The sequence below is a fragment of the Croceicoccus esteveae genome (assembly GCF_031846435.1).
GTDB lineage: Bacteria > Pseudomonadota > Alphaproteobacteria > Sphingomonadales > Sphingomonadaceae > Croceicoccus > Croceicoccus esteveae.
On sequence record NZ_JAVRHS010000006.1, the window covers coordinates 100,242 to 127,111 of the forward strand.

30 protein-coding genes and 3 pseudogenes are annotated in these 26,870 nt (G+C 58.6%); 23 read left to right on the forward strand and 10 right to left on the reverse strand.

Annotation, left to right across the window (positions count from 1 at the left end; genetic code table 11):
• Positions 1-42: 42 nt before the first annotated feature.
• From RM533_RS09085 to RM533_RS09095, 3 genes are read left to right on the forward strand one after another with little or no spacing between them, the layout of a single operon-like run.
• A complete protein-coding gene (locus RM533_RS09085; protein ID WP_311340919.1) occupies positions 43-246 on the forward strand; it encodes a putative quinol monooxygenase in 204 nt (67 codons plus the stop codon).
• Positions 247-285: 39 nt separating this feature from the next.
• On the forward strand, positions 286-714 hold the full coding sequence (locus tag RM533_RS09090; protein ID WP_311340920.1) for a nuclear transport factor 2 family protein: 429 nt from the start codon (positions 286-288) through the stop codon (positions 712-714).
• Positions 711-1,451 (forward strand): SDR family oxidoreductase, encoded by a 741-nt coding sequence (locus RM533_RS09095; protein ID WP_311340921.1) that lies wholly within the window; start codon positions 711-713, stop codon positions 1,449-1,451. Before RM533_RS09090 ends, RM533_RS09095 begins: the two co-directional genes overlap by 4 nt.
• 8 nt (positions 1,452-1,459) lie before the next feature.
• On the opposite strand, the gene RM533_RS09100 is transcribed toward RM533_RS09095, so the two are convergent.
• Positions 1,460-2,569, reverse strand: a complete 1,110-nt coding sequence (locus RM533_RS09100) for an oxidoreductase (RefSeq protein ID WP_311340922.1) — start codon at positions 2,567-2,569, stop codon at positions 1,460-1,462.
• Between the two features lie 122 nt (positions 2,570-2,691).
• Positions 2,692-2,904 carry a ferredoxin gene (locus RM533_RS09105; RefSeq protein ID WP_311340923.1) on the reverse strand — a complete coding sequence of 71 codons (213 nt, stop codon included), beginning with the start codon at positions 2,902-2,904 and terminating at the stop codon, positions 2,692-2,694.
• 111 nt (positions 2,905-3,015) lie between these two features.
• Between RM533_RS09105 and RM533_RS09110 the strand changes: the two genes are divergently transcribed.
• From RM533_RS09110 to RM533_RS09135, 6 genes are read left to right on the forward strand one after another with little or no spacing between them, the layout of a single operon-like run.
• On the forward strand, positions 3,016-4,404 hold the full coding sequence (locus RM533_RS09110) for an aromatic ring-hydroxylating dioxygenase subunit alpha (protein ID WP_311340924.1): 1,389 nt from the start codon (positions 3,016-3,018) through the stop codon (positions 4,402-4,404).
• Positions 4,405-4,419: 15 nt separating this feature from the next.
• Positions 4,420-5,001, forward strand: a complete 582-nt coding sequence (locus RM533_RS09115) for an aromatic-ring-hydroxylating dioxygenase subunit beta (protein WP_311340925.1) — start codon at positions 4,420-4,422, stop codon at positions 4,999-5,001.
• Between the two features lie 5 nt (positions 5,002-5,006).
• Positions 5,007-6,173: an NAD(P)/FAD-dependent oxidoreductase gene (locus RM533_RS09120; RefSeq protein ID WP_311340926.1), complete on the forward strand. Its 1,167-nt coding sequence runs from the start codon at positions 5,007-5,009 to the stop codon at positions 6,171-6,173.
• The gene (locus RM533_RS09125) at positions 6,170-6,985 is read left to right on the forward strand and encodes an SDR family NAD(P)-dependent oxidoreductase (protein ID WP_311340927.1); all 816 of its coding nucleotides are present in this window, start codon (positions 6,170-6,172) and stop codon (positions 6,983-6,985) included. The genes RM533_RS09120 and RM533_RS09125 overlap by 4 nt, the downstream gene beginning before the upstream one ends.
• A complete protein-coding gene (locus RM533_RS09130) occupies positions 6,982-7,605 on the forward strand; it encodes a TetR/AcrR family transcriptional regulator (protein ID WP_311340928.1) in 624 nt (207 codons plus the stop codon). Before RM533_RS09125 ends, RM533_RS09130 begins: the two co-directional genes overlap by 4 nt.
• Before the next feature lie 21 nt (positions 7,606-7,626).
• Positions 7,627-8,850, forward strand: a complete 1,224-nt coding sequence (locus tag RM533_RS09135) for an acyl-CoA dehydrogenase family protein (protein WP_311340929.1) — start codon at positions 7,627-7,629, stop codon at positions 8,848-8,850.
• A gap of 6 nt (positions 8,851-8,856) precedes the next feature.
• Here RM533_RS09135 and RM533_RS09140 read toward each other — a convergent pair whose 3' ends face one another.
• From RM533_RS09140 to RM533_RS09150, 3 genes are read right to left on the reverse strand one after another with little or no spacing between them, the layout of a single operon-like run.
• Positions 8,857-9,663: a dienelactone hydrolase family protein gene (locus RM533_RS09140; RefSeq protein ID WP_311340930.1), complete on the reverse strand. Its 807-nt coding sequence runs from the start codon at positions 9,661-9,663 to the stop codon at positions 8,857-8,859.
• A 16-nt stretch (positions 9,664-9,679) separates the two neighbouring features.
• Positions 9,680-10,258, reverse strand: a complete 579-nt coding sequence (locus RM533_RS09145; RefSeq protein WP_311340931.1) for a malonic semialdehyde reductase — start codon at positions 10,256-10,258, stop codon at positions 9,680-9,682.
• Entirely contained in the window at positions 10,255-10,614 is a 360-nt protein-coding gene (locus RM533_RS09150) for a winged helix-turn-helix transcriptional regulator (RefSeq protein WP_311340932.1), read from the reverse strand. Before RM533_RS09150 ends, RM533_RS09145 begins: the two co-directional genes overlap by 4 nt.
• Before the next feature lie 135 nt (positions 10,615-10,749).
• On the opposite strand from RM533_RS09150, the gene RM533_RS09155 reads away from it, so the two are divergent.
• The 10 genes and pseudogenes from RM533_RS09155 (at position 10,750) to RM533_RS09200 (ending at position 19,483) form a co-directional block, all read left to right on the forward strand.
• Positions 10,750-11,976, forward strand: coding sequence for a cytochrome P450 (locus RM533_RS09155; RefSeq protein WP_311340933.1), 1,227 nt, complete (start codon positions 10,750-10,752; stop codon positions 11,974-11,976).
• Complete coding sequence (locus RM533_RS09160) at positions 11,973-12,731, forward strand: SDR family NAD(P)-dependent oxidoreductase (RefSeq protein ID WP_311340934.1); 759 nt, start codon at positions 11,973-11,975, stop codon at positions 12,729-12,731. Before RM533_RS09155 ends, RM533_RS09160 begins: the two co-directional genes overlap by 4 nt.
• A 146-nt stretch (positions 12,732-12,877) precedes the next feature.
• A complete protein-coding gene (locus tag RM533_RS09165) occupies positions 12,878-13,114 on the forward strand; it encodes a hypothetical protein (protein WP_311340935.1) in 237 nt (78 codons plus the stop codon).
• 6 nt (positions 13,115-13,120) lie between these two features.
• Complete coding sequence (locus RM533_RS09170; protein WP_311340936.1) at positions 13,121-13,414, forward strand: cytochrome P450 family protein; 294 nt, start codon at positions 13,121-13,123, stop codon at positions 13,412-13,414.
• Positions 13,415-13,727: 313 nt separating this feature from the next.
• Positions 13,728-14,177: a cytochrome P450 gene (locus RM533_RS09175; protein ID WP_311340937.1), complete on the forward strand. Its 450-nt coding sequence runs from the start codon at positions 13,728-13,730 to the stop codon at positions 14,175-14,177.
• 11 nt (positions 14,178-14,188) lie between these two features.
• Positions 14,189-14,422 (forward strand): hypothetical protein, encoded by a 234-nt coding sequence (locus RM533_RS09180; RefSeq protein ID WP_311340938.1) that lies wholly within the window; start codon positions 14,189-14,191, stop codon positions 14,420-14,422.
• Between the two features lie 458 nt (positions 14,423-14,880).
• Positions 14,881-15,618: an SDR family NAD(P)-dependent oxidoreductase gene (locus tag RM533_RS09185; protein ID WP_311340939.1), complete on the forward strand. Its 738-nt coding sequence runs from the start codon at positions 14,881-14,883 to the stop codon at positions 15,616-15,618.
• Between the two features lie 72 nt (positions 15,619-15,690).
• Positions 15,691-17,232 carry a phytoene desaturase family protein gene (locus RM533_RS09190; RefSeq protein WP_432265054.1) on the forward strand — a complete coding sequence of 514 codons (1,542 nt, stop codon included), beginning with the start codon at positions 15,691-15,693 and terminating at the stop codon, positions 17,230-17,232.
• 107 nt (positions 17,233-17,339) lie between these two features.
• Positions 17,340-18,434 carry a phosphotransferase gene (locus RM533_RS09195; RefSeq protein ID WP_311340940.1) on the forward strand — a complete coding sequence of 365 codons (1,095 nt, stop codon included), beginning with the start codon at positions 17,340-17,342 and terminating at the stop codon, positions 18,432-18,434.
• 20 nt (positions 18,435-18,454) lie between these two features.
• Positions 18,455-19,483, forward strand: a pseudogene (locus RM533_RS09200) (IS481 family transposase).
• A 33-nt stretch (positions 19,484-19,516) separates the two neighbouring features.
• On the opposite strand, the gene RM533_RS13690 reads toward RM533_RS09200, so the two are convergent.
• Positions 19,517-19,846: a tannase/feruloyl esterase family alpha/beta hydrolase gene (locus RM533_RS13690; protein ID WP_432265052.1), complete on the reverse strand. Its 330-nt coding sequence runs from the start codon at positions 19,844-19,846 to the stop codon at positions 19,517-19,519.
• Between the two features lies 1 nt (position 19,847).
• The gene (locus RM533_RS09205; RefSeq protein WP_311340941.1) at positions 19,848-20,096 is read right to left on the reverse strand and encodes a hypothetical protein; all 249 of its coding nucleotides are present in this window, start codon (positions 20,094-20,096) and stop codon (positions 19,848-19,850) included.
• A 246-nt stretch (positions 20,097-20,342) separates the two neighbouring features.
• Between RM533_RS09205 and RM533_RS09210 the strand changes: the two genes are divergently transcribed.
• The gene (locus RM533_RS09210) at positions 20,343-21,635 is read left to right on the forward strand and encodes a cytochrome P450 (RefSeq protein WP_311340942.1); all 1,293 of its coding nucleotides are present in this window, start codon (positions 20,343-20,345) and stop codon (positions 21,633-21,635) included.
• Between the two features lie 45 nt (positions 21,636-21,680).
• Here the strand turns inward: RM533_RS09210 and RM533_RS09215 are convergent, their stop codons facing one another.
• Complete coding sequence (locus tag RM533_RS09215) at positions 21,681-21,890, reverse strand: dodecin (protein ID WP_311340943.1); 210 nt, start codon at positions 21,888-21,890, stop codon at positions 21,681-21,683.
• 156 nt (positions 21,891-22,046) lie between these two features.
• Positions 22,047-22,531, reverse strand: a pseudogene (locus RM533_RS09220) (IS630 family transposase); the annotation flags it as partial.
• 246 nt (positions 22,532-22,777) lie between these two features.
• Here RM533_RS09220 and RM533_RS13695 point away from each other — a divergent pair.
• Positions 22,778-22,900, forward strand: a pseudogene (locus RM533_RS13695) (IS256-like element ISSpwi2 family transposase); the annotation flags it as partial.
• A 162-nt stretch (positions 22,901-23,062) separates the two neighbouring features.
• Here RM533_RS13695 and RM533_RS09225 read toward each other — a convergent pair.
• Entirely contained in the window at positions 23,063-25,624 is a 2,562-nt protein-coding gene (locus tag RM533_RS09225) for a TonB-dependent receptor (protein ID WP_311340944.1), read from the reverse strand.
• Positions 25,625-25,961: 337 nt separating this feature from the next.
• On the opposite strand from RM533_RS09225, the gene RM533_RS09230 reads away from it, so the two are divergent.
• Both RM533_RS09230 and RM533_RS09235 read left to right on the forward strand, forming a co-directional pair.
• Positions 25,962-26,441, forward strand: coding sequence for an RNA polymerase sigma factor (locus RM533_RS09230; protein WP_311340945.1), 480 nt, complete (start codon positions 25,962-25,964; stop codon positions 26,439-26,441).
• Positions 26,363-26,749, forward strand: a complete 387-nt coding sequence (locus RM533_RS09235; RefSeq protein WP_311340946.1) for a hypothetical protein — start codon at positions 26,363-26,365, stop codon at positions 26,747-26,749. The genes RM533_RS09230 and RM533_RS09235 overlap by 79 nt, the downstream gene beginning before the upstream one ends.
• Positions 26,750-26,870 lie beyond the last annotated feature (121 nt).

Genomic DNA, 26,870 nt, shown 5'->3' on the forward strand with positions numbered 1-26,870 from the left:
CGCGCAATTCTGCGAGCAGATTCCGCTTACACTGGAAGGCACATGCTTTTTTCCGGCTTGGTAAACATCAATATCAGGCGCCATGCCGACGATTCCAACCGCGTAATCTTCATCGAGGAATGGCAAACGCGTGCCGCGTACGAGGCCTATGTTGCATTCCGCACCGAACAGGGGATGATGGACCAGATGGCAGCAATGCTGACCGCGCCACCCCGAACCGAATACTGGGAAAGCAAGATTGCATGATCCCGTCACCATTATGAACGTCGCGAAGAGGCTGATGCCATGAATGTCTACCGCCGGATCGAAAGCGGGCTGAGTAGCCAGGATGAACGTTCCATAAGCGCCGTTCTCATCGCCTATGCCAACAGTATCGATACACGTGACTGGGCCTTGTTTCGCAGCTGTTTCACCGCCGATTGCCAGGCTGATTGCGGCAACTTCGGCTGCTGGAACAATCTGGTCGATCTGGCCGATTACATGCGTAATGCGCATTCCGGTCTCGGCGCAACGCTGCACCGTATCAGCAACATCCAGCTTGCCGCTATAAGCGGAGGAGCAAGCTCGCTGTGCTATGTCGATGCGCTCTCGCGACAGGTGAATGAAAAGGGTCCTGTTCATCGCGGGATCGGCACCCATGAGGATTTTCTTGTGCGGACGGGCGATGGCTGGAAGATCGCGCGGCAGACTTTCACGGCGATGATCCTCGAATGACAAGGACACAGGACATGCAACTCGAAGGCAAGGTCGCCATCGTGACCGGAGCATCGGCAGGTATCGGCACCGCAACTGCGAAAGCACTTGCCGAAGGCGGCGCAAAGCTGCTGCTTGTCGCGCGGCGGGAAGACCGCCTCAAAGCCTTGCAGCAGGAAATCGGCGTCGGTACGCAAATACTTTCGATCGACCTTGCCGAACATGCCGCAGCACAGTCGGTGCTAGATCATGCGGAAAAAACCTTCGGCACGGTCGATATACTCGTGAACAATGCCGGTATCCTGCGCACGAGCCACCATGACGATTTCGACCTTGCCGAACTCGACCGGATGATCGCGATCAACTATTCGGCCGTCGTGCGATCAAGCATCATCGCAGCCAGGTTGATGAAGGCACGGGGCACCGGGCAGATCGTCAATATATCCAGCATCGGTGCCGGCATCGCAGCCGCCGGCACTGGGGTCTACGGTGGGCTGAAAGCAGCTCTCGAACGATTTACCGAAGTCCTGCGTGTCGAGCTTGCCGGTTCGGGCGTGCGCGTCGGCATCGTGGCACCGGGCACGACTTCGACCGAGATTTTCTCCGAGATGAAGGCCAAGGGAGAACCCGGCTGGGACGAATACATCCCGGCAATGCAGCCTGAAGAGATCGCCCGCGCCGTCCGCTTCATGTGTGAACAGACAGGCAATGCCAATGCAGCGCGGCTGCATATCTACGCAACATCCGAAACCTTCTGATCTGTGCTTCAGTCCAGCCGCGAATAGGCCGAGATATCGAATGGCTTGAAGGGCTCGCCCGCCTCCGCCTTCCGCACCCACTGCGGGTCCATCAGCAAGGCCCTGCCAATCGCCACCAGGTCGAATTCACCGGCGTCGAAGCGGCGGACAACTTCGGCCAGATTATCGATCGCAGTGGTCTGCTCGGTGAAACTGGCCGCCAGTTCCTTGTCGAAACCGATCCCGCCCACAGTCATCGTCGGGCAGCCTGACAATTTGCGTATCCATCCGGCAAGGCCCATTTCGGAACCATTGAATGCAGGCTTGGAAAATACGCGCGTGCTGACGTCGAAAATGTCGACACCCGCGCTTGCCAGGGCCTTACAGATCGCGCCAAGATCTTCGGGGTTGTCGGCCAAGCGAGCATCGTAGTCCTGCAACTTCCATTGCGATATGCGGAAGATGATCGGCATATCAGGCCCGATAGCATCACGAACCGCCTCCACCAGCTTCACCGGAAACCGCAACCGCCGCGTGGGATCGCCACCCCACTCGTCATCGCGGGTATTGGTCTGTTCCCACAGAAAGCTGTCGAGCAGATAGCCATGTCCGCCATGAAGCGCGATGCCATCGAAGCCCAGAGCCTTTGCGTTGGCGGCCGAGCGCGCGAAGGCGGCGATGACGTCAGAAATCTCTTCCTCGCCCATATTTGCCGGGCCAAGCGAGCGTGCCTCTGGGTACGGCCCCGTGCCTTCCTGCCTCAACGCGCCCATGTGCCAGAGCTGCGGTACGATCTTTCCGTCAGCTTCATGCACGCGGTCCACCACCTCGCGCCAGCCGTACATAGCATGTTCGCCATGCAGTACGGGAATGTCCTTTTCTTCCATGCTCCCTTGGCCAAGCGCGGAAGGGTGATCCACGCCGACGCCTTCGGTCACAATCAGGGCGACATCGGCTCTGGCTCGGCGGGCGTAATACTCGGCAACGTTCTCATCCGGCACACCGCCGGGGCTGAATTGCCGCGTCATGGGCGACATTACAAACCTGCTTGCCAAGTCCAGCGACTTGCATGAAAACGGCGAAAACAGACCGCTCAATTCGTTACGCATAAATCGGTTTCCCTCTGTCACTGCGGACATCGGGAACGTGCAACAACCTTGGTCCTGCCACACGGTAGGCTATCCTGCACCACGGTTGGAAAAAGGCGGCGGCTATCGATCACGAAACCGCCAGAGCCTTCGCCACCGACCGTGCCGACATCCTAGGCGTCTTCAACCGCCAAGGCAGATTGCGGGCATGCATCGGCGCCTTCGCGCGCGGCATCTTCCAAGCCCTCCGGCACGATCTCATCATCCACGTAGACGATTCCGTGTTCGTCAAGCTTGTACACTTCCGGGCAGATCTCGGCGCAGACGCCATAGCCGCAGCAAGCTGGTTTGTTGATTACGACTTTCAGTTTTCCCTTTTCGGACATCAATCTCTCCATCGTTTTCCATCTCAACGTTCACTTTACATATTGAACAGATATTATTCAATGTGTATGATGCGAATCAATTATAAAAAATGATACGGAGAAGATGCTGAAATGCTGCAGAAATCAAAGCTCGCGTTGCGCGACGGAACCTCGCTCGACGATCTCATCATGCGAGACAGCAATGAGGTCTCGCTACGCGTCATGACCGACGAAGAGCTGTACAAGCTCGAGATGGAAAAGATCTTCGCCAAGACCTGGCTGTTGCTGGGGCACGAAAGCGAGATTCCCGAAACCGGCGATTTCATCGTCCGCGACATGGCGGAAGACAACGTCATCGTGGCGCGCGGACCGGACGGAGACGTCCACGTATCGCTCAACGTCTGCCCGCATCGCGGGATGCGCGTATGCCTCGGTGAAGCCGGCAACAAGCGTGTTCACCAGTGCATCTATCACGGCTGGGCGTTCCGCCCTAACGGCGATTTCATCGGCGCCCCGGTGGAGCGCGAGAAGATGCACGGCAATGACGTGGACAAGAAGACGCTCGGCCTGAAGAAGGCGAGAGTGCACCTTTACGGCGGCTTGATTTTCGCCACCTGGGACGTTGATGGTCCGTCTTTCGACGAGTTCCTGGGTGACAGCAAATACTACATGGACCAGTTGTTCTGCCGCACTGATAGCGGGCTGGAGCTGCTCGGCCCGCCGCAGCGCTTTGTCCTGCCCTGCAACTGGAAGGTTCCGGGCGAACAATCGGGTTCCGACGGGTTCCACACGCTGACCCTGCACCGCTCCTTGATGGAGGGCGGCGTAATGGGCGGCACGGCTGAATCGATCTACGACCAGGCGCCCGGCATGTATGGCGTCGATATCTCTTGCAAGCAGGGGCATTCGCTCCGCTGTCTCGAGGCCGAGAAGACCTTCAAGATGTTTGCCGACGTGCCCTTCGAAGGCAAGTCCACCCGCGAACGGCTTGAGTTGCTGACACCGCCTGGCATCACCAAGGAAATGATCCCCGAACTGTTCAAGAACCTGAGTGAAGACCAGGTCAACCAGCTAGCCACCATTCCGCCGCAGGTTGGCGGCCTGTTCCCGAACGTGCTGATTGCCTTCATCTTTGCCCCGCGCACGGATGGCGGATCTTCCGGTGCGCTGACGCTTCATACCTATATGCCCAAGGGGCCGGATCGCGTCGAGTTCACGAACTATATCTTCGCCGAAAAGGATGCTCCCGAGCAGATGAAGCGGGACATGCTGCAAAACTCGATTTGGAACACCGGCACCTCGGGCGTGATCGAGCAGGACGATGCCGATGTGTGGCCCGTCATCATGAAGAACGCACGCGGCGCGGTCAGCAAGGGCGTCACACTTAAGTACAAGGCTCTGCACGGCCATGAGCGACCGGAAGGATGGGTTGGCGAAGGCCTGCTTTATCCCGGCTTCACCAAGGACGATACCCAGTGGAACTGGTGGCTCGCCTATTACGATCTGATGGACGCAGTGTGAGGGGGGAACGACGACATGACCTGGAAAACTAAATCGACTGCCGCCCCCGATGCCACCACAATCTTGCGCGGACTGGTTTCCAAGAAGCGCGTGCCGCTGGGTTCGGAAGTCTACAATCGCATCCTGGAGACGCTTTACGACGAAGCAGCCGCGCTGGACGAACGCCGGATCGACGACTGGATCGCCATGATCGCGCAGGACATCATCTACCAGGCGCCCATCCGTCTTACCCGCACCGGCCCCAACAGGGACCGGGACGTCATGCGCACGATGTTTCACTTCGACGAGAACTACGAATCCCTGATGATGCGCAGCGGTCGTCTGCAAAAGAGCGCATGGGCCGAGGATCCGCCGTCGCGGTGTCGCCGGTTCGTGACCAATGTCCGTATTGGCGAGTGCGCGACTCCCGGTGAATACGAAGTGGTAAGTTACCTCTTCCTTGAGCGCAGTCGCGGTGACAGCCCGGACAACGAGAGAACCACGGCAGAGCGCCGCGATATCTGGCGTGACGTTGATGGCGAATACAAGCTGGCCCGTCGCGAGATAATCGTCGACCAGTCGGTCTTGGGCATGTCCAACTTTGCGGTGTTCCTGTAACTGACATGAGCGAGAACGCTTCACCAACCGTCGTGGTCGTCGGCAGCGGGTTGGCAGGGTTCGGAGTGCTGCGCGAACTGCGCCGCCTTTCGCCCGAAGCCCGCCTAGTGCTGGTGACCCTGGAAGACGGGCATTTTTATTCCAAGCCTGCACTTTCAACTGCCCTGGCCAAGGGAAAGACCAGTGAGGCGCTGGTAACCACCCCGGCAGAAAAGATGATCGCAAACCTCAAGCTCGATGCGCGCATCGGGCGCGAGGCAGAGGCTATCGATCTTGCGGGAAAGGCGCTTTTGACCACTGGCGGTCCGATTCAATACGATGCGCTGATCCTGGCAACCGGTGCCGAACCGATCCGCCCGCAAATCGGCGGAGACGCAGCGCATCGGGCGATCTCGGTCAATCAGCTTGAGCATTACGATCGCTTTCGCAACGAACTGCCCGAAGGCGCGCGCGTCCTGATCATGGGCGCAGGTCTCGTGGGAACGGAGTTTGCCAATGATCTGGTGACGAACGGCTACAACCCCGTCGTTGTCGATATGCTGGACGAGCCGCTGGCCCAGCTCGTGCCACCTGCCGTGGGCAGGAAAGTGCGCCAAACGCTGCAGGACAAGGGCGTCGAATGGCATTTCGGTCGCAAGGTCGAGGCTATCGACTATCGCCATACCGAACGGGGTTATGTTGCCACGCTCGACGATGACACCCGGATCAATGCCGATATCGTCCTTTCGGCCGTGGGCCTTCTTCCGCATGTCAAACTTGCGCAGGAAGCCGGCCTTGAAATCGGGCGCGGCATCAAGGTGAATGAATACGGCCAGACGAGCGAGCCGGACATCTACGCCATCGGGGATTGTGCAGAATACCCCAACGGACTTGCCGCTTATGTAACGCCGATCATGGCGGCCGCGCGCGGCATTGCGCCCAGCGCACTCGGCACCCCGACGCCAATTAGGTTTCCGCCCCTGTCGGTGCAGGTCAAGACGACCGTGTTCCCGATCAACCTCCTTCCGCCGGCTGCCGCAGTGAAGGGGGAGTGGCGCGAAGTGGAAAGTGACGAACACGGCGACAAGCACCTGTTCGTGGACAACGACAACACAATCCAGGGTTACGTCCTTACCCGGGAAAAATGCGAAGAACGCATGGAGATGGATAAATTGGTAGGGGAAGCAGCATGAGCGGATTGCTCGAAGGCAAGGTGGCGATTGTAACCGGCGGGGCTAAGGGCCTGGGCCACGGCATCTCGCGCCGCATGGCAAGCGAAGGGGCTTCGCTGCTGATTACTGGCCGCGAAGGCGCGGCAACCGAACGTGTGGCAAAGGAAATCCGCGAGGAATTTGGCACGCAGGCCATCGGCATGTCTGCCGACATGGGCGTAAAGGAAGAGGTGTTGGCGATGGTCCAGCGCGCTGTCGATGAATTAGGCGGTCTCGATACCCTCGTCAACAACGCTTCGCTTCTCTCGGACGGCGTGCTGCTTGAAAACAAGACCGACGAGATGCTCAAGCGGACGATGGAAATCGGCATCTGGGGCAACTGGTGGTCAATGCAGGCGGCCTTCCCGCACATGAAGGCACGCGGCGGCGGTTCGATCATCAACTTCAGTTCAATAGATGCCCAGACAGGAGCCTGGCTGCACAGCGATTACAACATCAACAAGCTGGGGATCGTCGGGCTCACGCGCAGTGCGGCGGTCGAATGGGGCCGTTTCAATATCCGCGCAAACGCTATCGCTCCCACCGGACTGGGGCAGGTCTTCGCCAAGCTTGTAGACGAAGTTCCCGGCTTTCTGGAGAATGTGGTCGCGACCAATCCGCTCAAGCGTGCGGGCGACCCGGAGAAGGATATCGGGCCTGTCGTCGTCTTCCTGGCATCGGAAATGTCATCCTTCGTGACCGGCGAACTGATCAACGTCGACGGCGGGCAGAACCTGCCGGGCTACGTCAGCATTCCTCACAATCTCGAGGAACTAGAAGGGGGCGGCACATGAAGTTCCAGCCTGGCCTAGAAACCACGAATGACATCTCCGGCGACCTCATCACGTCGCCCAGCGTCATCAAGATACTCTCCGGCGCGCTGGACGCGATTGCCGAGAGGGGGGTCAGGCGCCTCTCGATGAGCGACATCATCGAGGCCAGTGGCGTGTCGCGTGGCACGATGTATCGCTATTTCTCGAACAAGGACGATGTGCTCGCTGCAGTAGCGGAATTCGTTTGCACAGGGTTCGAAACGGGAATTCGCGAAGCGGCAGAAGGCATCGATGATCCGATCAAGCGCTTCCGCAAGGTGATGCACTTCTACGCAAGCTATACCAATGAAAATTCGCCCGACCGCGTTTTCGAAGTCGAGCCGCGCTTTCACCTCTCCTTCTTTCGCAGCCGCTTCAATCGCTACAAGGCGGCGGTCTATTCCGCACTCGAACCGACCTTTTCCCATGTTGAGGACAAGTTGGGAAAGCGTATCAACGCAGAGGCGGTCGTCGAAACACTTGTTCGTCTCCAGTTGAGCACCCTGCTGGTGCCGGCTGATGAAAACTGGTCCGCGCTATGGAACGATAGCGCGGACAACCTGGAAGAGTGGGTGCTTGAGATTGCCCACCAACACGCCTGAATTATAAAAAGGATGCATGAAATGGCTACTCTGGCAGAAGCACCTGTAGACACAAAGACTGGCTGGGCGGACAAGGAAGTCGCTGACAAGCTTGTGAACCGGGCCAAGGAACTGCGCGAATTTCTGTCCGAGCAGGCCCCCGAAGGCGAGAAACGCCGCAGCCCCACAAAGGCTGTCGACGCGATGCTCAAGGACGAGGGATTTCTGCAGTTGCTCGTCCCCCAGCGTCTTGGGGGCTACGGACTTTCTCCTACCGATTTCTGCCGCGTGCAGATGGAAATCGCCAAGGGCGATCCGGCCGTCAGCTGGGTCATCCAGATCATCAACGGGACAAGCTGGGTCACCAGCCTTGCGCCCGACAGCGTGCAGGAAACCGTCTTTGCCAATGGCCCGGAACCTGTCTGCGGGGCCTATAACCCTCCGGGCAAGGCGAGGCAGGTGGACGGTGGCTGGATCATCAATGGAGCCTGGCCGTACATGTCTGGCTCTCGCCAGGCGACCTGGACCCAGCAGGGCGTTGTCCTGGAAGACTACGACGGTCCCGTCGTTCCAGGCATCAGCATGTGCTACATCCCCATGAGCGACTTCGAGATCAAGAATACCTGGTTCGTCAGCGGGATGCAGGGCACCGGATCGGATACCGCGATTGCCAAAGACGTTTTCATCCCCGAGGGTCAGATGGTGCTGATGGACAAGCGCGCCGGCCAGATCGACCGCACGAAGAAGCATTTCGGCGCCCCGTCGGATCTCATTCCGGCGGTGCCGATGGTGCGCACCACCGGTCTTGCCCAGCTTATCGGTGCGGTCGAAGCCATGCTGGAGATCGTTACTGCAGAATCCGGCAAGCCGGTTCTGACCACCACCATTGGTCCGCGCACTGATTCGGGTGCGTATATGCGTGATCTTGGTGAAGCTGCTGCGCTTATAGAGACCGCCAAGGCGATTCTGTTCAGCCTGACGGCAAAGCTTGACCGTATTGGCCTCGGCGAGGAATTCACGATTGAGGAAAAAACCCGACATCGTGCCGCGGGAGCGCAGATGGTGCAAACAATCCACGCCGCCAGCGAGTCGCTGATGTTCCAGGCTGGTTCTTCCGGCTTCTCGCTAGAGAAGCCGATCAATCGCTACTGGCGCGATGTCTCCATGGCGTTGCGGCACATCCAGAATATTCCCACAATCGGCTACGAAATCCAGGGTCGGGCGCTCGCCGGTGGCGATCCGATTGCACCTCCGGGTTCGTACTAGGAACGCTCAGACACCGTCGATCAGGCGCGCGCGGAAGAAACCCAGTATTTCGTCGCGCGCCTGAACGGTGGGCTGCCCGGCTTCGTCGATCAGGTGCAGTGTCACCACGCTATGCGGGGTTTTTAGCGGCGCATCCGGATTGGCCGCGCTGTCCGGCAGGACTGTTCCGACAAACCTGTCTCCGAGCGCATTTTCGTAGGCAGCGAACTTGGCGGCGGGGCAGAATGTATCGCCTTCGAAGCGATAGGCCCTCACCGTCAGGTCATCATCCTCCAACCGCTGTTTCACACGGGCCAGTTCCTCAGGGTCGATGGCCAGCCCGGCTGCATCGTTCATCGGCAGGGATGGTTGCGACAGCACCGGCGCGATTACCGACTTTTCCAGCATCATGTTCAATGCGAAATTGCCGGTAAAGCACATGCCGATCGCACCCACGCCATGGCCGCCGCATTCCGAATGCGCATGTGCGGCCAGAGCGCGCAACCACCGCGTTACAGGGCTTGAAGCATTCGCGGCAAAGGCCCGGAACTCCCGGCTGATGCAGGTGCGCGCCAGTGTTACCATCGTGCCGGGAACACCGGGCATCACCCCGTCACGACCGAACAGGGAAGGCATGTAGACCGTGAATCCGGCATCGCAAACCCAACGGGCAAAACGCGCGACATAAGGACTGATACCCGGCATTTCCGACATGACGATAACGGCCGGCCCCTTCCCCGCAACGTAAACGCGCTTGGTCTTGCCCATCAGGGTGATCTCACGCCTTTCGAAATCGGTCAGCGGGTCGCGTTTTTCGGGGTCGAATGGGGGCATGTCAGTTCCTTTGCGGTCAGGCAATCAGGCAGGCATCTTCGAACGAGAGCCGTGGGTTGCGCGGGAACAGGCTCTCTGGATCGCCGTAGCCCATGGTGCACAGAAAATTCACCTGCCAGCGTCCGTCGGGGAAGAAGGCCCGATTGGTCGCCTCGGCATCGAAACCTGACATCGGGCCGCAATCGAGGCCAAGGCCGCGTGCGGCGATGATCATGTAGGCGCCCTGCAGGGGCACGTTGCGCGCCAGCAGGTCGGCTATAACATCCGACTTGCCCGCAAAGGCCGAAGCGAAATCGCGCGACGGGAAGAGCTTGTGCATTTCCTCGTAAAAGCGCGTATCGGCAGCGACGATGGCGGTGACCGGGGCCGAACGGAGCTTGGCGACATTGCTTTCGTTGACGCAGTCCAGCAGCCTGTCCTTCGCGTCATCAGTGGTTACGAAGACAAAACGTGCGGGGCAGGAATTTGCTGCCGTCGGTCCCCATTTCAACTGATCGTACAAGGCCCTCAGCGTGTCTTCGTGCACCGGCTTGTCGGTGTAACCATTGTAGGTCCGGGCTTCGGAAAACACCGATGCCAGCTTTGTCTCACTCATGTTTGCTCTTTCGTATTGCTGCCGTGAAGTTCCCACCATGCCATCAGGGACTTGATTGTCGGCTCCAGCTCTCGGGTGGCGTTGGTCATGGTATATTCGACCCGGGGTGGCACTTCGGCAAAAACCTTGCGGGTGATAAGGCCGTCGGCTTCCAGCTCGCGCAACTGCTTGGTGAGGACATGCTGCGAGACGCCGTTGATCGTCTTCAGAAGTTCACCAAAACGGTGCGTGCGGTGATAGAGAAGCCAGAGAATTTCCAGCTTCCATTTGCCCGAAATAATGGTGAGCGCCCGGCGCAGCGCTTCATATTCCTCCGGACTGACGTCATGTTCCTCTCGTGCCGATAAGTTAGTCATGAAAAGGTGACTTACCTCTGAAAAGTAATCCTACTTGCTGGATTTGGGTCTAGGCAATAGTCTGCCATTTGAAAACAACCAACAGGCCGGCGTGTACCGCATGACCGGGCGACGCATTTGAAGAGGAAGCCAGAAATGCAGACCAAACTGCCCCAGCCGACAATTCCCGACCATGTACCGCCAGAACTCGTGAAAGATTTTCCGTACATTTTCGGCATGACTACCAAGGAAGAGCCGCACCTTGAGTGGGCGCCAGAAATCCATGCACAAGGTCAGGATATCTTCTATGCACCCCACGCGTACCCGGGATGCACACCGGCGTGGGTGGTGCGCCGTATGGATCATCTGCGCGAGATCTATTTCGACACGGACACCTTTTCGAGCAAGGACTTCTCCCCCTATGCGAAACTGATCGGCGAAAACTGGACCAATACGCCTGTCGAGGTCGACCCCCCCAATCATGCAAAATATCGCAAGATGGCGAACCCGTTGTTCACGCCCAAGGCGGTGTCAACGCTCGACGACAAAATACGCAAATATGCGATCGATTATGTCGAGGCTTTCCGCCATCGCGGCGAGTGTGAATTCATGGGCGAATTCGCTTTCGAATTCCCGATCAAGGTATTCTTGGAGCTGATGGATTTCCCGCTCGAACACACGCGCAAGTTCCTCGAATGGGAATATGACCTTCTGCATGTCTCGGACATGGGTAAGATGGCCGCAGCAACGCGCAATGTGGTGGGCTTCCTTCGCGAGGAGATCGAGGATCGGCGCAAGAACCCGTGCGACGACATTCTAAGCTATGCGCTGCAAGTGGATGTCGACGGCGCGAAACTGAACGATGATGAACTGGTCGGCTTCTCGTTCAACCTGTTTATCGGCGGGCTCGATACCGTTTCAACCAACATGGGCCTCCAATTCACCCATCTGGCCCGCCATCCCGAAGACCAGGAATTCCTGCGCAACAGCCCCGAGGAAATACCCCATGGAATAGACGAGTTGATGCGCGCCTATGCCGCGGTGACCACGTTCCGCACGTGCACGCGGGAAACGGAATTCCACGGCGTGAAGATGATGCCCGGTGACAAGGTGATGATGAGCACCACGCTAGCCGGACGCGATCCGGCGGAATTCGACAATCCAGACGACGTCGACTTCGGGCGCAGGCCGCGTCACGTCTCCTTCGGCTATGGTCCGCACACCTGCATCGGCATGCATCTGGCCAAGCGCGAGATGCGGATCGCGCTCGAGGAATTTCTCGGCCGCATCCCGCAGTTCAGCATCAAGCCAGGCCACCAGCTCGAATATCATCTGGGCATGATCCAGCCGGTCACCCTGCCGCTCGTCTGGGACGCGCGATGAGCGTCGGGGAGCTCGCGGGCAAGGTCGTCCTTGTCACCGGCGCGGCATCGGGTCTTGGTCGCGCCGCCAGCCTCCGTTTCGCAAGCGAAGGCGGCAGGCTATGCATTGTCGACATCAATGCCGACGGGCTGGCGGAAACCGCGCGGCGGATAGAAGTAGCTGGAGGCAAATGCACCAGCATGGCAGGCGATCTGGGCGATCCGGCGGTTTGTGCGCAAGCTGTGGCGACGGCGATCGATGCGTTCGGCCGCCTCGACGTTTTGTGCAACGTGGCAGGCATTTTGCGCTTTCATGCGCTGGAGGATGTCACGACGCAAGACTGGAACAAGCTGTTTGCGGCAAATGTATCCGGCCCATTCTTCATGATGCAGGCGGCCATGCCGCATCTGGTGGAAAGCCATGGCAATGTCGTGAACGTCGTGTCGAGCGCGGCGTTTCTGGGGCAGGCCTATACCGCGCCCTATGGCGCGACCAAGTCGGCACTGCTCAGCCTGACAAAATCACTGGCGATGGAGTTCATGCACAAGCCAGTCCGCATCAACGCGCTGGCACCGGGCGCAATGCTGACCGGAATGGTCGATGGTCTCGAATTTCCCGAGGACTCGGATCAGTCGCTTATCAGCCGTTACATAAGCCTTCGCCCGCCATCGCAACCCGAGGACATCGTCGAGCCCCTGTTGTTCCTGGCTTCGGATCGCGCGCGTTCCGTGCACGGTGCGTGCTATATTGCCGATAGCGGCATCACCGCCGGTTAAGCGGGCCTTTCCCTTCCTGCGACAGGTGGAGCCGCGGTGCCAAGCGGCTCTACCCTCGTCTAAGCCTGCTGCTGGACGTCCATCTCCGTGTTCGGTTCGGACGCGCCCGCGAAAGCTGGCCAGCACCGCATGGATTGCAAAGTCAAATGACCGGAAAATATAATGCAATGCTCGACCAGATGGTCAGGGATTACTCGCTCGTCACCCACGGATATTCGGGTGCCGCACCCGCAAACCCCGATCCGATGTTCGAGGAGAAGCGCGCCAAGTGCCCCTTGATGCACGGCGACCTGCTGCAGGAAAACGGCATTCCCAACATGGCCGACTACATGATGACGGGCCGCCCGGTCGTGACCCTGTACCGCTACAACGACATCCATTGAGTGCTGATGAACCCCGACGACTGGCTCAGCTGTATCGTCGGCGATGGGTTCGGGGCAGCAGTCGACAATCTGTTGCTCACTGCGATAGATGGCGAGGAACACACCAATTATCGTAAGACACTGCAAAAGCTGTTCATGCGCGGGCAGATCCGCAAGCTGATGGAAACGCTGATCCGTCCGGTGGTGGTGAACGAGTTCGTCGAGAAGTTGCGCCCCGACGGCAAGGCAGACCTGTTGCGCGAGTTCGCGCTGCCCTTGCCCATTCGCAACGATGTACGCCTATTTCGGCTTTCCGCATGACGAAGACCTGCTGGGCAATCTGGCAACCTAGGCCATCCAAGTCGTCGCCGCCCCGCAGACCGATCCCGAAGTCGCCAAGGTCATTATTCCTCGGTCGATCGTCGCTGGGCAATCCATGTTCGAGACGCTGATGCCCATCGTGCAGCAATATCGCGCGCGTGGCGAAATGCGTAACGACATCCCCGTCTATATGATGACGACCGAGCATGAGGGGTGAAAAATTCGACGACGAGGATATCGCGAACTTCGTCCGCATGCTGCTGCTGGCGGCGGGCGAAACAACGGCCCGCAGCTTTGCCAACCTATGGTCCAGTTGCTGGAACAGCCGGACGTGCTGGAGGAACTGCGCCAGGACCGCAGCCTGGTCTCCAAAGCGGTCATGGAGACCATGCGCCGCGATCCCACGGCAGGCGCCGTGGCCCGTATCGCCGCCTGCAACATGGAAATCGGCGGGATGACCATACCCAAAGGAACGGCGGTGCTATGCTCGATCGCGTCCGCCAACCGTGACCGCGAGGTGTACGAGGATCCCGACCGGCTGTGGCTCAAGCGCCCGATGGGACCGCTGCTGAGCTTTGGCTTCGGACCCCACATGTGCCTTGGCATGCACATGGCTCTGACCGAGATGGAGGTCGCGCTGGAAGAGATCCTCGACCTTCCGAGCCTGCGCTTCGACCCGAACTATCCAGCGCCCGAGATCCGAGGCCTCAACATGCGCAGGCCTGATGCCCTTCATGTACTGTGGGATGTGAACGGAAAATAGGAACTTCGACCTTGGGCGCCGAAACCGGAAAGACAAGCTTTATGTCGGCAAATGCAGGACCCTCCGGGCGATTCTTCCAGATCGGCTATGTCACCCGGAACATCGCGAATGGCCTTGCCGTTCTCGAAATCGAAATGGGCGCACAGCGAATCGATCTGCTGGATGATCTTCGCGATGCGCAGGGGAACCAGCTTATGATCCGCGCCCTTTCGCACCTCAATCTGGAGCAGGCGAAATCGAACTGATCGAACCGCGCCTCGACTGTCCTTCGGTCTATCTCGATGCGCTGTCCGCGGACGATCAGACCATCGCCCTGCACCATATCGGCTATCGCCAGCACGCGGCGGGGTTTTGCGATTCCGATGGAGGGCGCGACGGACCATGCCCGCTTCGCCTATCTCGATACACGCGCGACGGTCGGCCATTATACCGAAATCGTCTATCGGCAAGATCGGGACCATTGAGCGGTCCCGGCCCGGCTATCCTCTCTGCCAGCCCCTACCCCTCGATAGGCGGGGGCTACTTCGCGGACCTATAGGCTGCGCCACAAACAGCTTCGCCGGGGCCTGCACGCGCGTGCGGCAACTGAGAGGAACAGACACGCTATGCGCAAGATTGACCTGCCCGATTTCGACCGGTCTGCCTTTTCCACGAAATACCGTCCGTGGGCCGTCATTGCAGGCGCCTCTGACGGCACGGGTGCGTGCTATGCCAAACAGCTTGCGGCTATGGCATCAACCTCGTCCTCATCTCGCGCCGGCAAGAGGCGCTCGACACGCTGGGCAAGCAGCTCGCTTCCGAACACGGCATCGAATTCCGCACGCTGGTCGCCGATCTGACCGAGCAGGGCGCCGGTGCCCGCCTTGTTGAGGAAACCGCCGATCTCGACGTGGGTCTCTACATCTCCAACGCCGGTGCGGACGGCGCGGGTAACAGCTTCCTCGCCTCGCCGGTCGAACGATCGCTGCGATTGCTGACGATGAACGCCGCCAACGTGCTGGAGGCCACCCACGGCTTTGGCAATCGCTTCGTGAAGCGCGGCAAGGCCGGCATCATCGTCATGTCCTCGGGCGCCGGTCTTGGCGGTCAGCCCTGGCTCGTCATGTATTCCGCCACCAAGGCGTTCGAGCTGAACTTCGCGGAATCGCTCTGGGCCGAACTTGACGGGCAGAACGTCGATATTCTTGGCATGGGCGCTCCGATCATGGATACGCCCACGCTGCGCAAGTCTACCGAAGGGCTGGGAATGGATTACTCCATGGCCTATGACCCTGACGACGTATGCGCGCTGGCGCTAGCCAGCCTCGGCAAGGAACCGCTGGTGCTGGTGCCCGATGGTCCGGACGAAGCCAGGATCCCGCAGATCCAGAGCGATCGCAAGACGCGCCTGCTGTCTCTGGCCGAATGGGGCAAGTCCTATACCGCAACGGCAGACGCCTGAATCATGGCAATGCAACCCAACATTGAAGCCGACCAGTTTGACGTCGTCGTGATTGGCGCTGGCCACAATGGCATGGCCGCTGCGGGATATCTGGCGCGCGAGGGCAAGAAAGTGCTCGTCGTAGAGCGGCTCGACAAAGTGGGCGGCATGACCAGTTCGGACTATATGATCCCCGAAGCGCCCGAGCACCTCGTCACGCCATGCGCCGTGGAACTGCTGTTCGCCCGCAAATCCGGAATCATCGAGGATTTCGACCTGCCCAAATACGGGTTGCGCACGGTCGATCCCGATCCGACCTATGCCTATCTACATCCCGACGGCAGCTCGATCGCGCTGTTCTATGATTATCGCCGTACGGCCGAAGACATTGCGCGCATCAATCGCAATGACGGCAAGGCCTATCTTGAGTTCATGAAGACGCTGAACGTCATGATGGACATAGGCTTTCCGATCATGATGTCGGAACCTGGTCGTCCCGACGTGAAAAACATGTCCAAGATGATCGGCAGCGCAGTGCGCAACGTGCGGCTGAAGGACGAGCTGGTGGCGCTATCCAAGGCCACGGCCGACCAAGTCGCGTGCGAACGTTTCGAACATCCCGCGACCATCGCCCTGCTGCTGGGCATTGCCGCGGGTGCCGGCCCCGTCGACGACGATGGCAATGCAGCCGCTTATATGATTTTCGCCGTCACCCACAAATATGGCACGGGCAAGCCCATCGGCAGCCTCCAGTCGTTCTCTAACGCGCTCGCGCGCAGTATCGAGGCGTCGGGCGCGCAGATCGAACTCAACGCCCCAGTTGCCGAGATCATCGTCGACGATGGCGCGGCGAAAGGGGTGCGGCTGCAGGATGGCCGCGTCATCCGTTCGAATATGGTGATCGCCACCTGCGATCCGCGCACGGCCATGCGCCTGACCACGCCCGGCGGCGTGCCCCGCACGCTGATGAAGCGTATTGAACATGCCCCGGCCAACCGTTCCAATGCTGCCCCCTTCCTCGCCAATCTGGCGTTGTCGGGTCCGCTGACGCTGAAGAAGCATCAGGATCTGCGTCATGACGATGCCGATCTCAACAAGGCCGTGGGCCTGATCGGCACGCCCGACGAAGTGCGCGAATCCTTCGCCGCCGCCCGCCGTGGCGATATTCCCCGGCGCCATGCGGTGTCGGTGACGCCGCTGTCGAACTCAGACCCGACGCAGGCTCCTCCGGGCGCCTCACTGGCCTATGTCTATCTCCCCAGCATCGCGGTAGATGCGTGCGAGGGCTGGTCGCAGCAACTCAAGGACCGGACAATGACGTCGATCAAGACGCAACTGGGTGAATTCTACGACGGTCTCGATACCGAGGTGGGCCGCTTCGTCGAAACCCCGCGTGAGCGTGAAAAGCGGCTAAACGTCACCAACGGCTGCGTCAGCCACGTCGATTTCGGTGCCCTGCGCGCTGGAGTCCATCGTCCCGCCACGGGCTTTGGCGGCCCCAAGCCGCCATTTCCTGGCTTCCTTATCGGCGGCGCGGGCACCCATCCGGGCGGCGGCGTATCGGGTATCGCCGGGCGCATCGCTGCCAATCGCGCACTGCGCGAACTAAAGAAGATGAGACAGGAAAGTCCATGATGACGGCGTTCGGCACCTCGATCGGCGAACAGGTGACGGACTCGCCCTGCGGCGGGCGAAGCACCGATTGCCAATTAACCCGATAGGCGCGAAAAAGGACAAGGCTCATGGCTCTAACCCATCCGACATCGACCGACGGGATTACGCCGGATTACATCAATCTTTTGCTGGCGACCGCGGCACCATCCGCATCCGTCACTGCGGTGCGTACCATCGATGCCAAGACTTACGGTGAACAGATGGTATCGACCGCTGGACGCGTTGCAATCGAAGTCGATTATGCCGATGGATCACCAGCCGACATGCCGACCCGGCTGGTCATCAAGCTGACCCGCGCGATTGATGAGGTGATGGCACCCTTTTACGCTAATGAAGTCGCCTTCTATCTGAAAATTCGTCCCGAACTCACGATCGAGGCCCCGCGCTGTTTCGGAGGCGATTTCAATGCAGAGACCACCCATTTCGGTCTGTTGCTGGAGGACCTGACCGAACGCGGCGCGACTTTCCCCAATACGACGCAGCGCACCGAGCCGGACGACATCCGCCTTCTACTCGACCAATTGGCCAGGCTTCACGCCCGCTTCTGGAATTCTCCACGGTTTTCGGGCGATCTCGACTGGGTCGAGACTCATGTCGAGGGCAAAGTCGCGCATCTGATGAATCAGGTGGCCCCAGCCTATATTGCGTACGAGGTGGAGAACGAAAACTTCAAGCGCGAGATGGTGCAGCGGCTGCGCTCCACGCCCGAGCGGCTTCTGGCGGGCGTCCAGGCGCTGCAGCGCCACCAATCTGCCCAGCCACAGACATTGCTTCACGGCGACACTCACCTTGGCAACACCTACCGTCTACCGAACGGTTCCGCCGGACTGCTTGACTGGCAACTCATGGTACGCGGCTATGCGATGCACGACGTCAGCTACATTATCGCGACCGGGCTATCGATCGAAGATCGGCGCGCAAACGAGCGTGACTTGCTCGCTTTTTATATCGATAGGCTGTCGCAGGCAGGCGTCGCTAGCCCGCCGTCGATAGATACGGTCTGGAACGAGTATCGACATATGATGGTCTGGGCGGTCTATATCGGATGGCTGACCACGCCCGTCGTCAACTACGGATGGGAAATCAATTTGATAAACCACCTTCGCCTTACGACAGCCTATGAGGATCTTGAAACCGCCAGCCTAGTCGACGCCTCCCTCTAGATGTTTAGTCCCGGGATTTGATGGTACACTATTTACCGTCAACTGGAAGAAAGCGCTATGGCCAGATACTTTACAGGAGCGCCACAACGACTGAGGCAGTCCGTCGAGCGATACAGCATGGTCAAGCGGGCCTGAGGATGCTCGCCAGGCGCTACGGGGTCAACCAGAAGACGGTTGCCAAATGGAAGCGGCGGACCTCCACCGCCGATCTGCCCACGGGTCCCAAAGTTGCCAGATCGACCGTGCTGTCGATCGAGGAGGAAGCGGCAATCGTCGCCTTCCGCCGACACACATTGCTGCCACTGGACGACTGCCTCTATGCCCTGCAGGCGAGCATCCCACACCTGACCCGCTCGTCGCTGCACCGCTGCCTCCAGCGCCATGAAATCTCGCAGCTTCCCAAAATCGAAGGCGACGTGCCCAGGAAGCTCAAGTTCAAGAGCTATCCATTCGGCTATTTCCACATCGACATCGCCGAGGTCTGAACCGAATAAGGCCGGCTCTACCTGCTGGTAGCCATCGATCGTACCTCGAAGTTCGCCTTCGCCGAGCTGCATGAGAAGGCCACGACCAGGATCGCTAGCGACTTCCTTCGCCATCGCATCGCCGCAGTGCCGTACATGGTGCAAACAGTGCTCACCGAGAATGGCATCCACTTCACCGACCCGAAGCATCCAGGCTCCGCGGTCGAGGAGATCAAACTGGCCACCGCCGCCGGTGAGATCTTCCGCGCCCACAGCTTCGAACTCGCCTGTGCGCAAAACGACATCGATCACCGGCTTACCAAGCCGAGGCACCCATGGACCAACGGTCAGGTCGAGCGAATGAACCGGACGATCAAGGAAGCGACCGTCAAACGGTACCACTACGATAACCACGACCAGCTGCGAAAGCACCTCGCCGACTTCATCGCTGCCTATAACTTCGGACGCCGCCTGAAGACCCTCAAAGGCCTCACGCCATACGAAGCTATCTGCAAAACCTGACAAAAAGAGCCACAACGCTTTACGTCAGATCCGACCCATCAAATCCCGGGACCAAACATCTAGCCGGCTATAATCAAATCGTTTTCGAACCTCCTTTCACCGGCCTCTACACTCCCAGTTCCTGGCGTCGTAGACACCATCTGATGAAGGATCGCCGGTGAAAGTGGCGGTCATCGGATACGGGCAAAGCAAAAAGTCGCGCGCAGCTCCTGTCGGAGGCGGAACCGGAACGCCCGCTACTGTGCCTGATTGATTGGCAAAAGCCATTCTCGCCCGATCGGACCCTCGGTGCGCCACAACCGGGCCTGGTGCCCTATCATCCTCGACCGACTCGATCAGTTCTTGCAACAGCTGATCCGGCGCATCTGCGGGCCCGGTTCCGCCGCCGCAGTGCGCCATGCCGGGAATTCGATAATAAGCTACCATGTTACGAAAAGCCTCCGTGCCACCAACGGCCCTGTTCCCAGCTTCGACGGAAAAATTCTTCGGTTTCGATGTCGGAGCAACACGGGTCGCTCACTCCATTCCAGAACAAAACTTTCCCCCCGGTTTGCTGGAACGGACGTAGATCGGAATTATACGGCGCACCAAAATCGAGCCTTTCTGCAGCTGCAAACCAGGCATCGATATCCTCTTGAATAGAAAAGTCGAACCAGTCGCTGATCGAACGGTACATCGGTCTTCGCCCCCCGTCCGAGCCCGAGGATATCGTCGAACCCATGCTGTTCTTGGCCTCGGAGCGTGCGCGTTCGGTACATGGTGCATGTTACACGGCGGATAGTGGCATCACGGCGGGCTGCAGTCCCGTCAGCCGTTCTTAAGATAGGTGGAGGCGACCTGACCGCACGCTTTACTGCAAGGCGCAAATCTCCGGCCGGCAAGCGATTGCTGCGCACCGTGCCGGGGCGGGATAGGAAGCAAGATGACCGAAAAATATGACGCCATGCTCGACCAGATGGTCAAGGATTATTCGCTCGTGACGCATGGGTACTCCGGCGAAGCGCCGGCAAACCCCTACCCAATGTTCGAGTACAGACGGAGCCAGTGCCCGGTCATGCACGGCGACCTGCTGCAGGAAAGCCGCGTACCCAGCATGGCCGATTACATGATGACGGGCCGCCCCGTCGTCACCTTGTATCGCTACGACGACATCCACTCGGTTCTGATGAACCCGAACGACTGGCTCAGCCACATCGTCGCCGATGGTTTCGGCGCTGCGGTCGACAATCTGTTGCTTACCGCAATGGATGGTGAAGAGCACAAGAAATATCGCAAAACGTTGCAAAAACCGTTCATGCGCGGCCAGATCAGAAAGCTGATGGACACGCTGATACGCCCGGTGGTCGTAAACGAGTTCGTCGAGCAGCTTCGTCCGAAAGGCAGGGCAGACCTACTGCGTGAGTTCGCGCTGCCTTTCCCGATCCGCGCCATGTATGCCTATTTCGGTTTCCCGCACGACGAGGATCTGCTGGGCAACCTGGCAAGCTGGGCTATCCAGGTGGTTGCCGCACCGCAAACCGACCCCGAGGTGGCCAAGGTTACCATACCGAAATCGATGGTCGCCGGGCAGTCGATGCTCGAAACGCTGATGCCGATCGTTCAGGAGTATCGCGCACGCGGCGAAATGCGTAACGATATCCTCGGCTACATGATGACCACTGAGCATGAAGGCGATTCATTTAGCGACGAAGAGATTGCCAACTTCATCCGCATGCTGCTGCTTGCCGCAGGCGAAACCACCACGCGCAGCTTCGCCAACATGATCGTGCAACTGCTGGAAAATCCCCAGGTGATGGAGGAAGTGCGGCAGGATCGCTCGCTTGTGCCCAAGGCCGTTACCGAAACGATGCGCCGCGATCCCACAGCCGGCGCCGTTGCCAGGATTGCTGCACGCGACATGGAAATCGGGGGAGTGATCATTCCCGAGGGCACCGCAGTGCTATGCTCCATCGCTTCAGCCAATCGCGACCCGGAGGTATATGAAAACCCGGACAGGTTGTGGTTGAAACGACCGATGCGACCGCTGCTCAGTTTCGGCTTCGGCCCGCATATGTGCATGGGAATGCACATGGCGATGACCGAGATGGAAGTGGCGCTGGAGGAAATCCTCCAGTTGCCGAACCTGCGGCTTGATCCCGATTATCGAAAGCCGGAAATTCGCGGACTGAACATGCGTGGTCCCGATGCACTACACGTGATCTGGGACACAGATTGACCGGTCGTTATTCGAAACCCTCGCTAACGAGACTCTCGAATGAAACTAATCGTCGTTCAGACCGAACCCGATTTTCAACATGACCTGATAGCGGTCAACTTTCTGATCCGAGATCGCACCGCGTACTTCGGTCACCTGAAACCATTGCAGGTTCTCGACCGTCTCTGCTGAACGCGCGACTGCTGCGTCGATTGCGTCTTCGACGCTCTTTTCGGAAGTTCCAACAACTTCGATCACTTTGGCTACATGGTTCATTATGCAAGACCTCCTTCGAAAGCCGACCTACTGGTTGAACGTGGCTTCTGTGGAATAGTTTCAAGTTAATCACCTTAGCGCTGAATGACAGATGGACTCTACCCTCCTTCGGCATTGCTGGCGCCGGCCTAACGGCGTAAGTAAATTGAGTAGGCTCTAGTCACCTGAAACTGAAGTTCGCCTCATTGCCCTTTGGCAGAAGCGTTTTACCGAGGCGGGGATCTCGTCAGCGGATTTGGTCCGGCGATAGGGTTTGGGGTTTCGTTGTGCGCCTCGATAAAGGCGAGGATGTCGGCTTCGAGCTCGGCAGAGGCTCGATGGACGCCGCGTTGCAACTGCTTGCGCCTGAGCTCGGCGAACCAGCGTTCTACCTGATTGGTCCACGAGGCCGATGTCGGCGTGAAGTGAACCTGCCAGTGCCGACGGCGTGCGAGCCAAGCTTCGATCCTTGGCGTCTTGTGCGTGGCGTAGCTGTCCATCACGAGGTGCACGTCCGGTTGTGCGGACACTGCAGCGTCAATCTGCTTGAGGAAGTCGAGATACTCGGTTGCCCGGTGACGCTTCTAGCATTTGCCGATCACTGCTCCTGTGGCGATGTCGAGCGCTGCGAACAGCGAGGTCGTGCCGTTGCGAATATAGGTACCCGATTGCTCACGCCAGCATCACCGCGTTGCAAGTGTATCACAATCCCGATCGCGGGCCGTCGAGCGACGGTCCTTGAAACAACGAGGCCGACAAGGTCTCCTGGGTCGATGAAGAGACCGGCCTCGGCTGTAGCATGCTTCGCCAGAAGACCGAAACGATCTCGGGCTACGTGGGGGTTGGCCCCGACCATCCGCTTTTCGGCTTCGAGGCGGATGCAGTGCCGGTCGGAATTTCCAACGTGGTCCACGGCGCTGGATCAGGGCGGCTTGCTGGATTATCTAAAGAAAGCGCTGGCCGAACGCGCCCTGAACGCCGAGATGGATCACCATCTTGGCGGCGAAGCGCGAGCCGGCAACATCGTGAATCAGAATCAACGACAAAGGGGAAACCCTCAACGAGTCAGAACGGTCGAAAACCGCTCTAGGCTATATCGTAATTAGAGAAGGCGGAGCGCGCGAACCTTTCAATTGACAAGAAAAGGGGCCGGGCGCCCCCGCCCGGCCCTTTTCTTGTCCGTTTTTTGCGCCTTAGAAGCTGTAGCGTGCTTCTACACCCCAGGTCCGGGGCGGGCCGAGGTATAACGAATTAAACGGCTGATTGGGCAGAAGGACTGAAACGCCAGACTGATAGGTGGCGTCGAACACGTTCTTCACATACATGCCTAGGTCGAGACCAGTTCCACCGATCTCGTTCCAGTCAATCCTGACATTTGCCAGTTCATAACCTTCGAGTTGGAAGCCCTGCTGGCCGCCATAGTCGTCCGTTATGTAGAAATCGCCGTTCAGCACCACTTCACCGTCCAGCGGACGAATGGGAAGCGTCCACGAGGCACTGGCGGCTCCTGAATATTTTGGCGTGAGGCGATTGACGCTATCTTCCGTGAATGATCCAAAGCCAGGCAAAACGCTAGTGTCGATAGGAAGAAGTTCCGCGACATCGGTTTCCGTATAGGCACCGTTGAGCGACAATGTCAGATTGCGAGTAGGTGAGATGCTGAAATCGAATTCCACACCGTAGATATTCAAATTTGCCGCGTTGGCGATGAACGCCGCCGCCGAGCGGTCGGGTGCGAAGTTGAGTGCTGGAATACTGCTGTTTGAGACGAACTGGATGGCATTGTCATACCAAGAGTAGAACATCGCCACGTTCAATCGTCCGACTGCATCACCGGCGTAGAAATTGAGCTTCTGGCCGATTTCAATATCCGTTAGGCGTTCCTGATCCACAGTTTGAAAACCGCGCAGATCAGCGCATTGGAAGCCACCGCACGCAGTAGGGTCGCCCGTAACCTGCGGTGACTCGTAAATCGGGTAATTGAGGATGCTGGGCCGGTATCCGCGCCGGCTTGTGATATATACTAACAGGTCGGGGTTGACTTGATAATCGAGGCCGATGGTCCATGCCACACCCGTATCCTTGGTCTCACCGACACTCTTCGCGTCCACGCTGGCTGTCGGAAGAGCGTTGGCCGCTTCGACTTCGTCAAGACATGCGCTGTAATCAAGAGGCCCATCAGGTAAGGCGGGCAGATAGCAGAATTGCTGCTTGTCCCAGCCGTGGCGAGCACCCAACGTCAGTGTGAGATCTTCAGATAAGTCAAGACTTGCCTGACCGAAGACCGAAATGTTCCGATTTGTGACGTGTTCTGTAGTATAGTTATTTAGGCCGAACGGAGAAAACTGAGTAAAAGCACTCCCAGATTGTCCTGAAGGGCCATCTTCACTGTAGTAAACTCCGAAAATCGCGCTGAGGGTATCGGATTCCCAAAGAAGCTGAGTTTCGATATCCAGATAATCGCGCCGATACTGCTGCGCTGCATAATAGATGATGAGTGGTTCGGTGATTAGTTCGTTTGTAGGCCGCGGATCAAGATCGATCCCGCCATCGTCCAACAACGGGAGACCGGACGTGTTGATAAGCTGTTCATTGACCGTGTCCCTGTATCCAAACACGTTCCGGAATGTCAGATTATCAGTTAGCTCATACTCTACGGTGTTCACCACCCCTATTGTTTCACGATAGGCGCGGCCCCCGTTAATACCGCCATCGAACGCTCCGCGCGGGTTAGCTGCAGAGACTTGCTGCGCGGTGACTCCGTTAGCCAGGAACTGGTTGAACCCAGCCGGCCCACCGAAAAGCGGTGTGAAATTGGCGACGGCGGCAGGACTTAATCCCAAAATCGCAAAGCCGGGACCTTGCCCGAAAGCATACAGCGAAGACGCGAGTTCGTCCGCCTCGAAATATTCAAAGACAGTAGTATTGGAGAGGCGCGAGCCTGGGGTCAACGACAAGGTAACGCGAGCCGAATCCTGATCGACATCGTCGAATCCGGGATAGTTATCCCGCACACCGTCAACATCGGCGAAACCTGGGTAGGCGACCGGATCTGCGAGTATGTTATCGATGGCCGGCGTGCGTGGATCCTGTCGGCGAACCTGTCCGGCAAAGCGAATCGCAGCCGTGTCTTCAATCAGCGGAATGTTCAGCGCGCCTTCGAGCGCGATGTAATCGAATCGCCCAAAGGTGCCTTGCACATAACCTTCAAAATAATCGACGGCAGGAGCTGTATTGATCAGAATAGCGCCACCAAGTGTCGTTTTTCCAAAAAGCGTTCCCTGTGGGCCTTTCAGTACCTGAATGCCCTCAAGGTCAAACGTAGGAATACTCGATCCCAGACTAGGGATCGCAACGCTGTTTACGTAAGTAACTACGCCAGGAGTTGCCAGGCCGACAGGGAGCTGGCCGAGGCCTCGCAAGCTGACGTTGATGGTATTCTTACCGCCTTCCGAGTTGAAGTTAAGGCCTGGCGCAATAACACGTACGTCAGAAAGTTCCTGAACTGTGCTGCGCTCCAGACCTTCCGCCGAAAACGCGGTAACTGAAAGGGGAATCTCCTGAAGGTTTTCTTCAGTACGACGAGCAGTAACTACAATTTCATTGCTCGGCCGCGCGAGAGTAGCTCCCGTCGCGGTTGCATCCGGCACACTTGATTCTTGCTCAAGGGCATCTTGCGCAAAAACAGGGGTCGATAACATTGCCAGACCAGCGACAGACGTAGCGAGTCCGGCCTTCAGCCGAAGAAAATTCATATCCTCATCCCTTCCCAATCACTAACCCACTTTTGGGGCCAAGTTGATACCGCGGGACTATTCGCGGTCACGTAGATATCTCATATCGCCCTCTATTCAGGCGGAACCTATCGAAGGTAGGGGGGGCGATAGGCATGCAATTTTGAGAGTAGACCTGTAGCAATTAAGTCACAGCGAATTGCCATTCGTCAATGTCTCTCAAGTCAACGTTGCCGGAGCCACGACCACCGAAATTTCTGGCTCGCCGCCCGACACCAGAAGCCGTCGCTGCGCAAAGCCGCCGCCAGTTGAGAAACTGCCGTCTTTTGCGAATGCTATTGATTGACACCGGCGGTTCATGACGCCAGCCCCTCCCGGGGGGAGCACGATGTCCGATCGCCGGTTGCAACTTGTCGAAGCCATGGCCGGGGTCGCTGCGGGCGACCGCGCTTCGCTCCACACCGTCTATGAGATGACATCGACCAAGCTGTTCGCCACCATCGTGCGGATCGTGCGCGGCCGCGAGCGTGCCGAGGACCTGCTGCAGGAGGTCTATGTAAAGGCGTGGCGCCGCGCCGGGCGGTTCGATCCCGCCAAAGGCAGCCCGATCACCTGGCTGTGCACGATCGCCCGCAACACCGCGCTCAACGACCTGCGCCGCGAGAGCCGCAGCGCCGAACTCGCGGGAGACGAATTGCCCGAAGTGGCCGATGAGACCGTTCTGCCCGCGGACGAGGCCGAAAGCGCTTCATCAACCGGATGGTGCATCACTTCATCACCAACGTCGAGATCGAGACGAGGAATGCCTTCGACGAGCCGCTGCTGCGCTACGAGGTAACGCTATCGGCGCGGCCGAGGAAGTTCGTCGAAGCGCTGAAGAATGCTGTTGCGAAATGCGTCATTCTGAGCCCAGCCGTTCAGCACCTCGAATTCAAAGGTAAGAACATGGTTCTCGCCGTCTTCGAGGCATTGTCCAGCGACCCTGCGGCCTTGCTGCCGAGACCCACGTACGACCGATATCGTGAAGCTCCCGAACCGACGCGGGTGATCTGCGACCATATAGCAGGAATGACAGATGCCTTTCTGCTCCGAACCTATGATCGGTTGTTCAGTCCGCGCATGGGATCGATTTTCGATCGGATCTGACCTCGATGAACTGCCCGGCAGGCCATACGAGGGACATCGCCGGTGGACACAGATAACTTAGGGAGCATGAATGATGAAGCTTATAGGTGTCCTCGGCGGGACGAGCTGGCCATCGACGCTT

Coding starts and splice junctions, on each gene's coding strand:
- RM533_RS09085 (WP_311340919.1), top strand. CDS start 43: ATGCTTTTTTCCGGCTTGGTAAACATCAATATCAGGCGCCATGCCGAC.
- RM533_RS09090 (WP_311340920.1), top strand. CDS start 286: ATGAATGTCTACCGCCGGATCGAAAGCGGGCTGAGTAGCCAGGATGAA.
- RM533_RS09095 (WP_311340921.1), top strand. CDS start 711: ATGACAAGGACACAGGACATGCAACTCGAAGGCAAGGTCGCCATCGTG.
- RM533_RS09100 (WP_311340922.1), bottom strand. CDS start 2,569: ATGTCCGCAGTGACAGAGGGAAACCGATTTATGCGTAACGAATTGAGC.
- RM533_RS09105 (WP_311340923.1), bottom strand. CDS start 2,904: ATGTCCGAAAAGGGAAAACTGAAAGTCGTAATCAACAAACCAGCTTGC.
- RM533_RS09110 (WP_311340924.1), top strand. CDS start 3,016: ATGCTGCAGAAATCAAAGCTCGCGTTGCGCGACGGAACCTCGCTCGAC.
- RM533_RS09115 (WP_311340925.1), top strand. CDS start 4,420: ATGACCTGGAAAACTAAATCGACTGCCGCCCCCGATGCCACCACAATC.
- RM533_RS09120 (WP_311340926.1), top strand. CDS start 5,007: ATGAGCGAGAACGCTTCACCAACCGTCGTGGTCGTCGGCAGCGGGTTG.
- RM533_RS09125 (WP_311340927.1), top strand. CDS start 6,170: ATGAGCGGATTGCTCGAAGGCAAGGTGGCGATTGTAACCGGCGGGGCT.
- RM533_RS09130 (WP_311340928.1), top strand. CDS start 6,982: ATGAAGTTCCAGCCTGGCCTAGAAACCACGAATGACATCTCCGGCGAC.
- RM533_RS09135 (WP_311340929.1), top strand. CDS start 7,627: ATGGCTACTCTGGCAGAAGCACCTGTAGACACAAAGACTGGCTGGGCG.
- RM533_RS09140 (WP_311340930.1), bottom strand. CDS start 9,663: ATGCCCCCATTCGACCCCGAAAAACGCGACCCGCTGACCGATTTCGAA.
- RM533_RS09145 (WP_311340931.1), bottom strand. CDS start 10,258: ATGAGTGAGACAAAGCTGGCATCGGTGTTTTCCGAAGCCCGGACCTAC.
- RM533_RS09150 (WP_311340932.1), bottom strand. CDS start 10,614: ATGACTAACTTATCGGCACGAGAGGAACATGACGTCAGTCCGGAGGAA.
- RM533_RS09155 (WP_311340933.1), top strand. CDS start 10,750: ATGCAGACCAAACTGCCCCAGCCGACAATTCCCGACCATGTACCGCCA.
- RM533_RS09160 (WP_311340934.1), top strand. CDS start 11,973: ATGAGCGTCGGGGAGCTCGCGGGCAAGGTCGTCCTTGTCACCGGCGCG.
- RM533_RS09165 (WP_311340935.1), top strand. CDS start 12,878: ATGACCGGAAAATATAATGCAATGCTCGACCAGATGGTCAGGGATTAC.
- RM533_RS09170 (WP_311340936.1), top strand. CDS start 13,121: ATGAACCCCGACGACTGGCTCAGCTGTATCGTCGGCGATGGGTTCGGG.
- RM533_RS09190 (WP_432265054.1), top strand. CDS start 15,691: ATGGCCGCTGCGGGATATCTGGCGCGCGAGGGCAAGAAAGTGCTCGTC.
- RM533_RS09195 (WP_311340940.1), top strand. CDS start 17,340: ATGGCTCTAACCCATCCGACATCGACCGACGGGATTACGCCGGATTAC.
- RM533_RS13690 (WP_432265052.1), bottom strand. CDS start 19,846: ATGGTAGCTTATTATCGAATTCCCGGCATGGCGCACTGCGGCGGCGGA.
- RM533_RS09205 (WP_311340941.1), bottom strand. CDS start 20,096: ATGTACCGTTCGATCAGCGACTGGTTCGACTTTTCTATTCAAGAGGAT.
- RM533_RS09210 (WP_311340942.1), top strand. CDS start 20,343: ATGACCGAAAAATATGACGCCATGCTCGACCAGATGGTCAAGGATTAT.
- RM533_RS09215 (WP_311340943.1), bottom strand. CDS start 21,890: ATGAACCATGTAGCCAAAGTGATCGAAGTTGTTGGAACTTCCGAAAAG.
- RM533_RS09225 (WP_311340944.1), bottom strand. CDS start 25,624: ATGAATTTTCTTCGGCTGAAGGCCGGACTCGCTACGTCTGTCGCTGGT.
- RM533_RS09230 (WP_311340945.1), top strand. CDS start 25,962: ATGACGCCAGCCCCTCCCGGGGGGAGCACGATGTCCGATCGCCGGTTG.
- RM533_RS09235 (WP_311340946.1), top strand. CDS start 26,363: ATGGTGCATCACTTCATCACCAACGTCGAGATCGAGACGAGGAATGCC.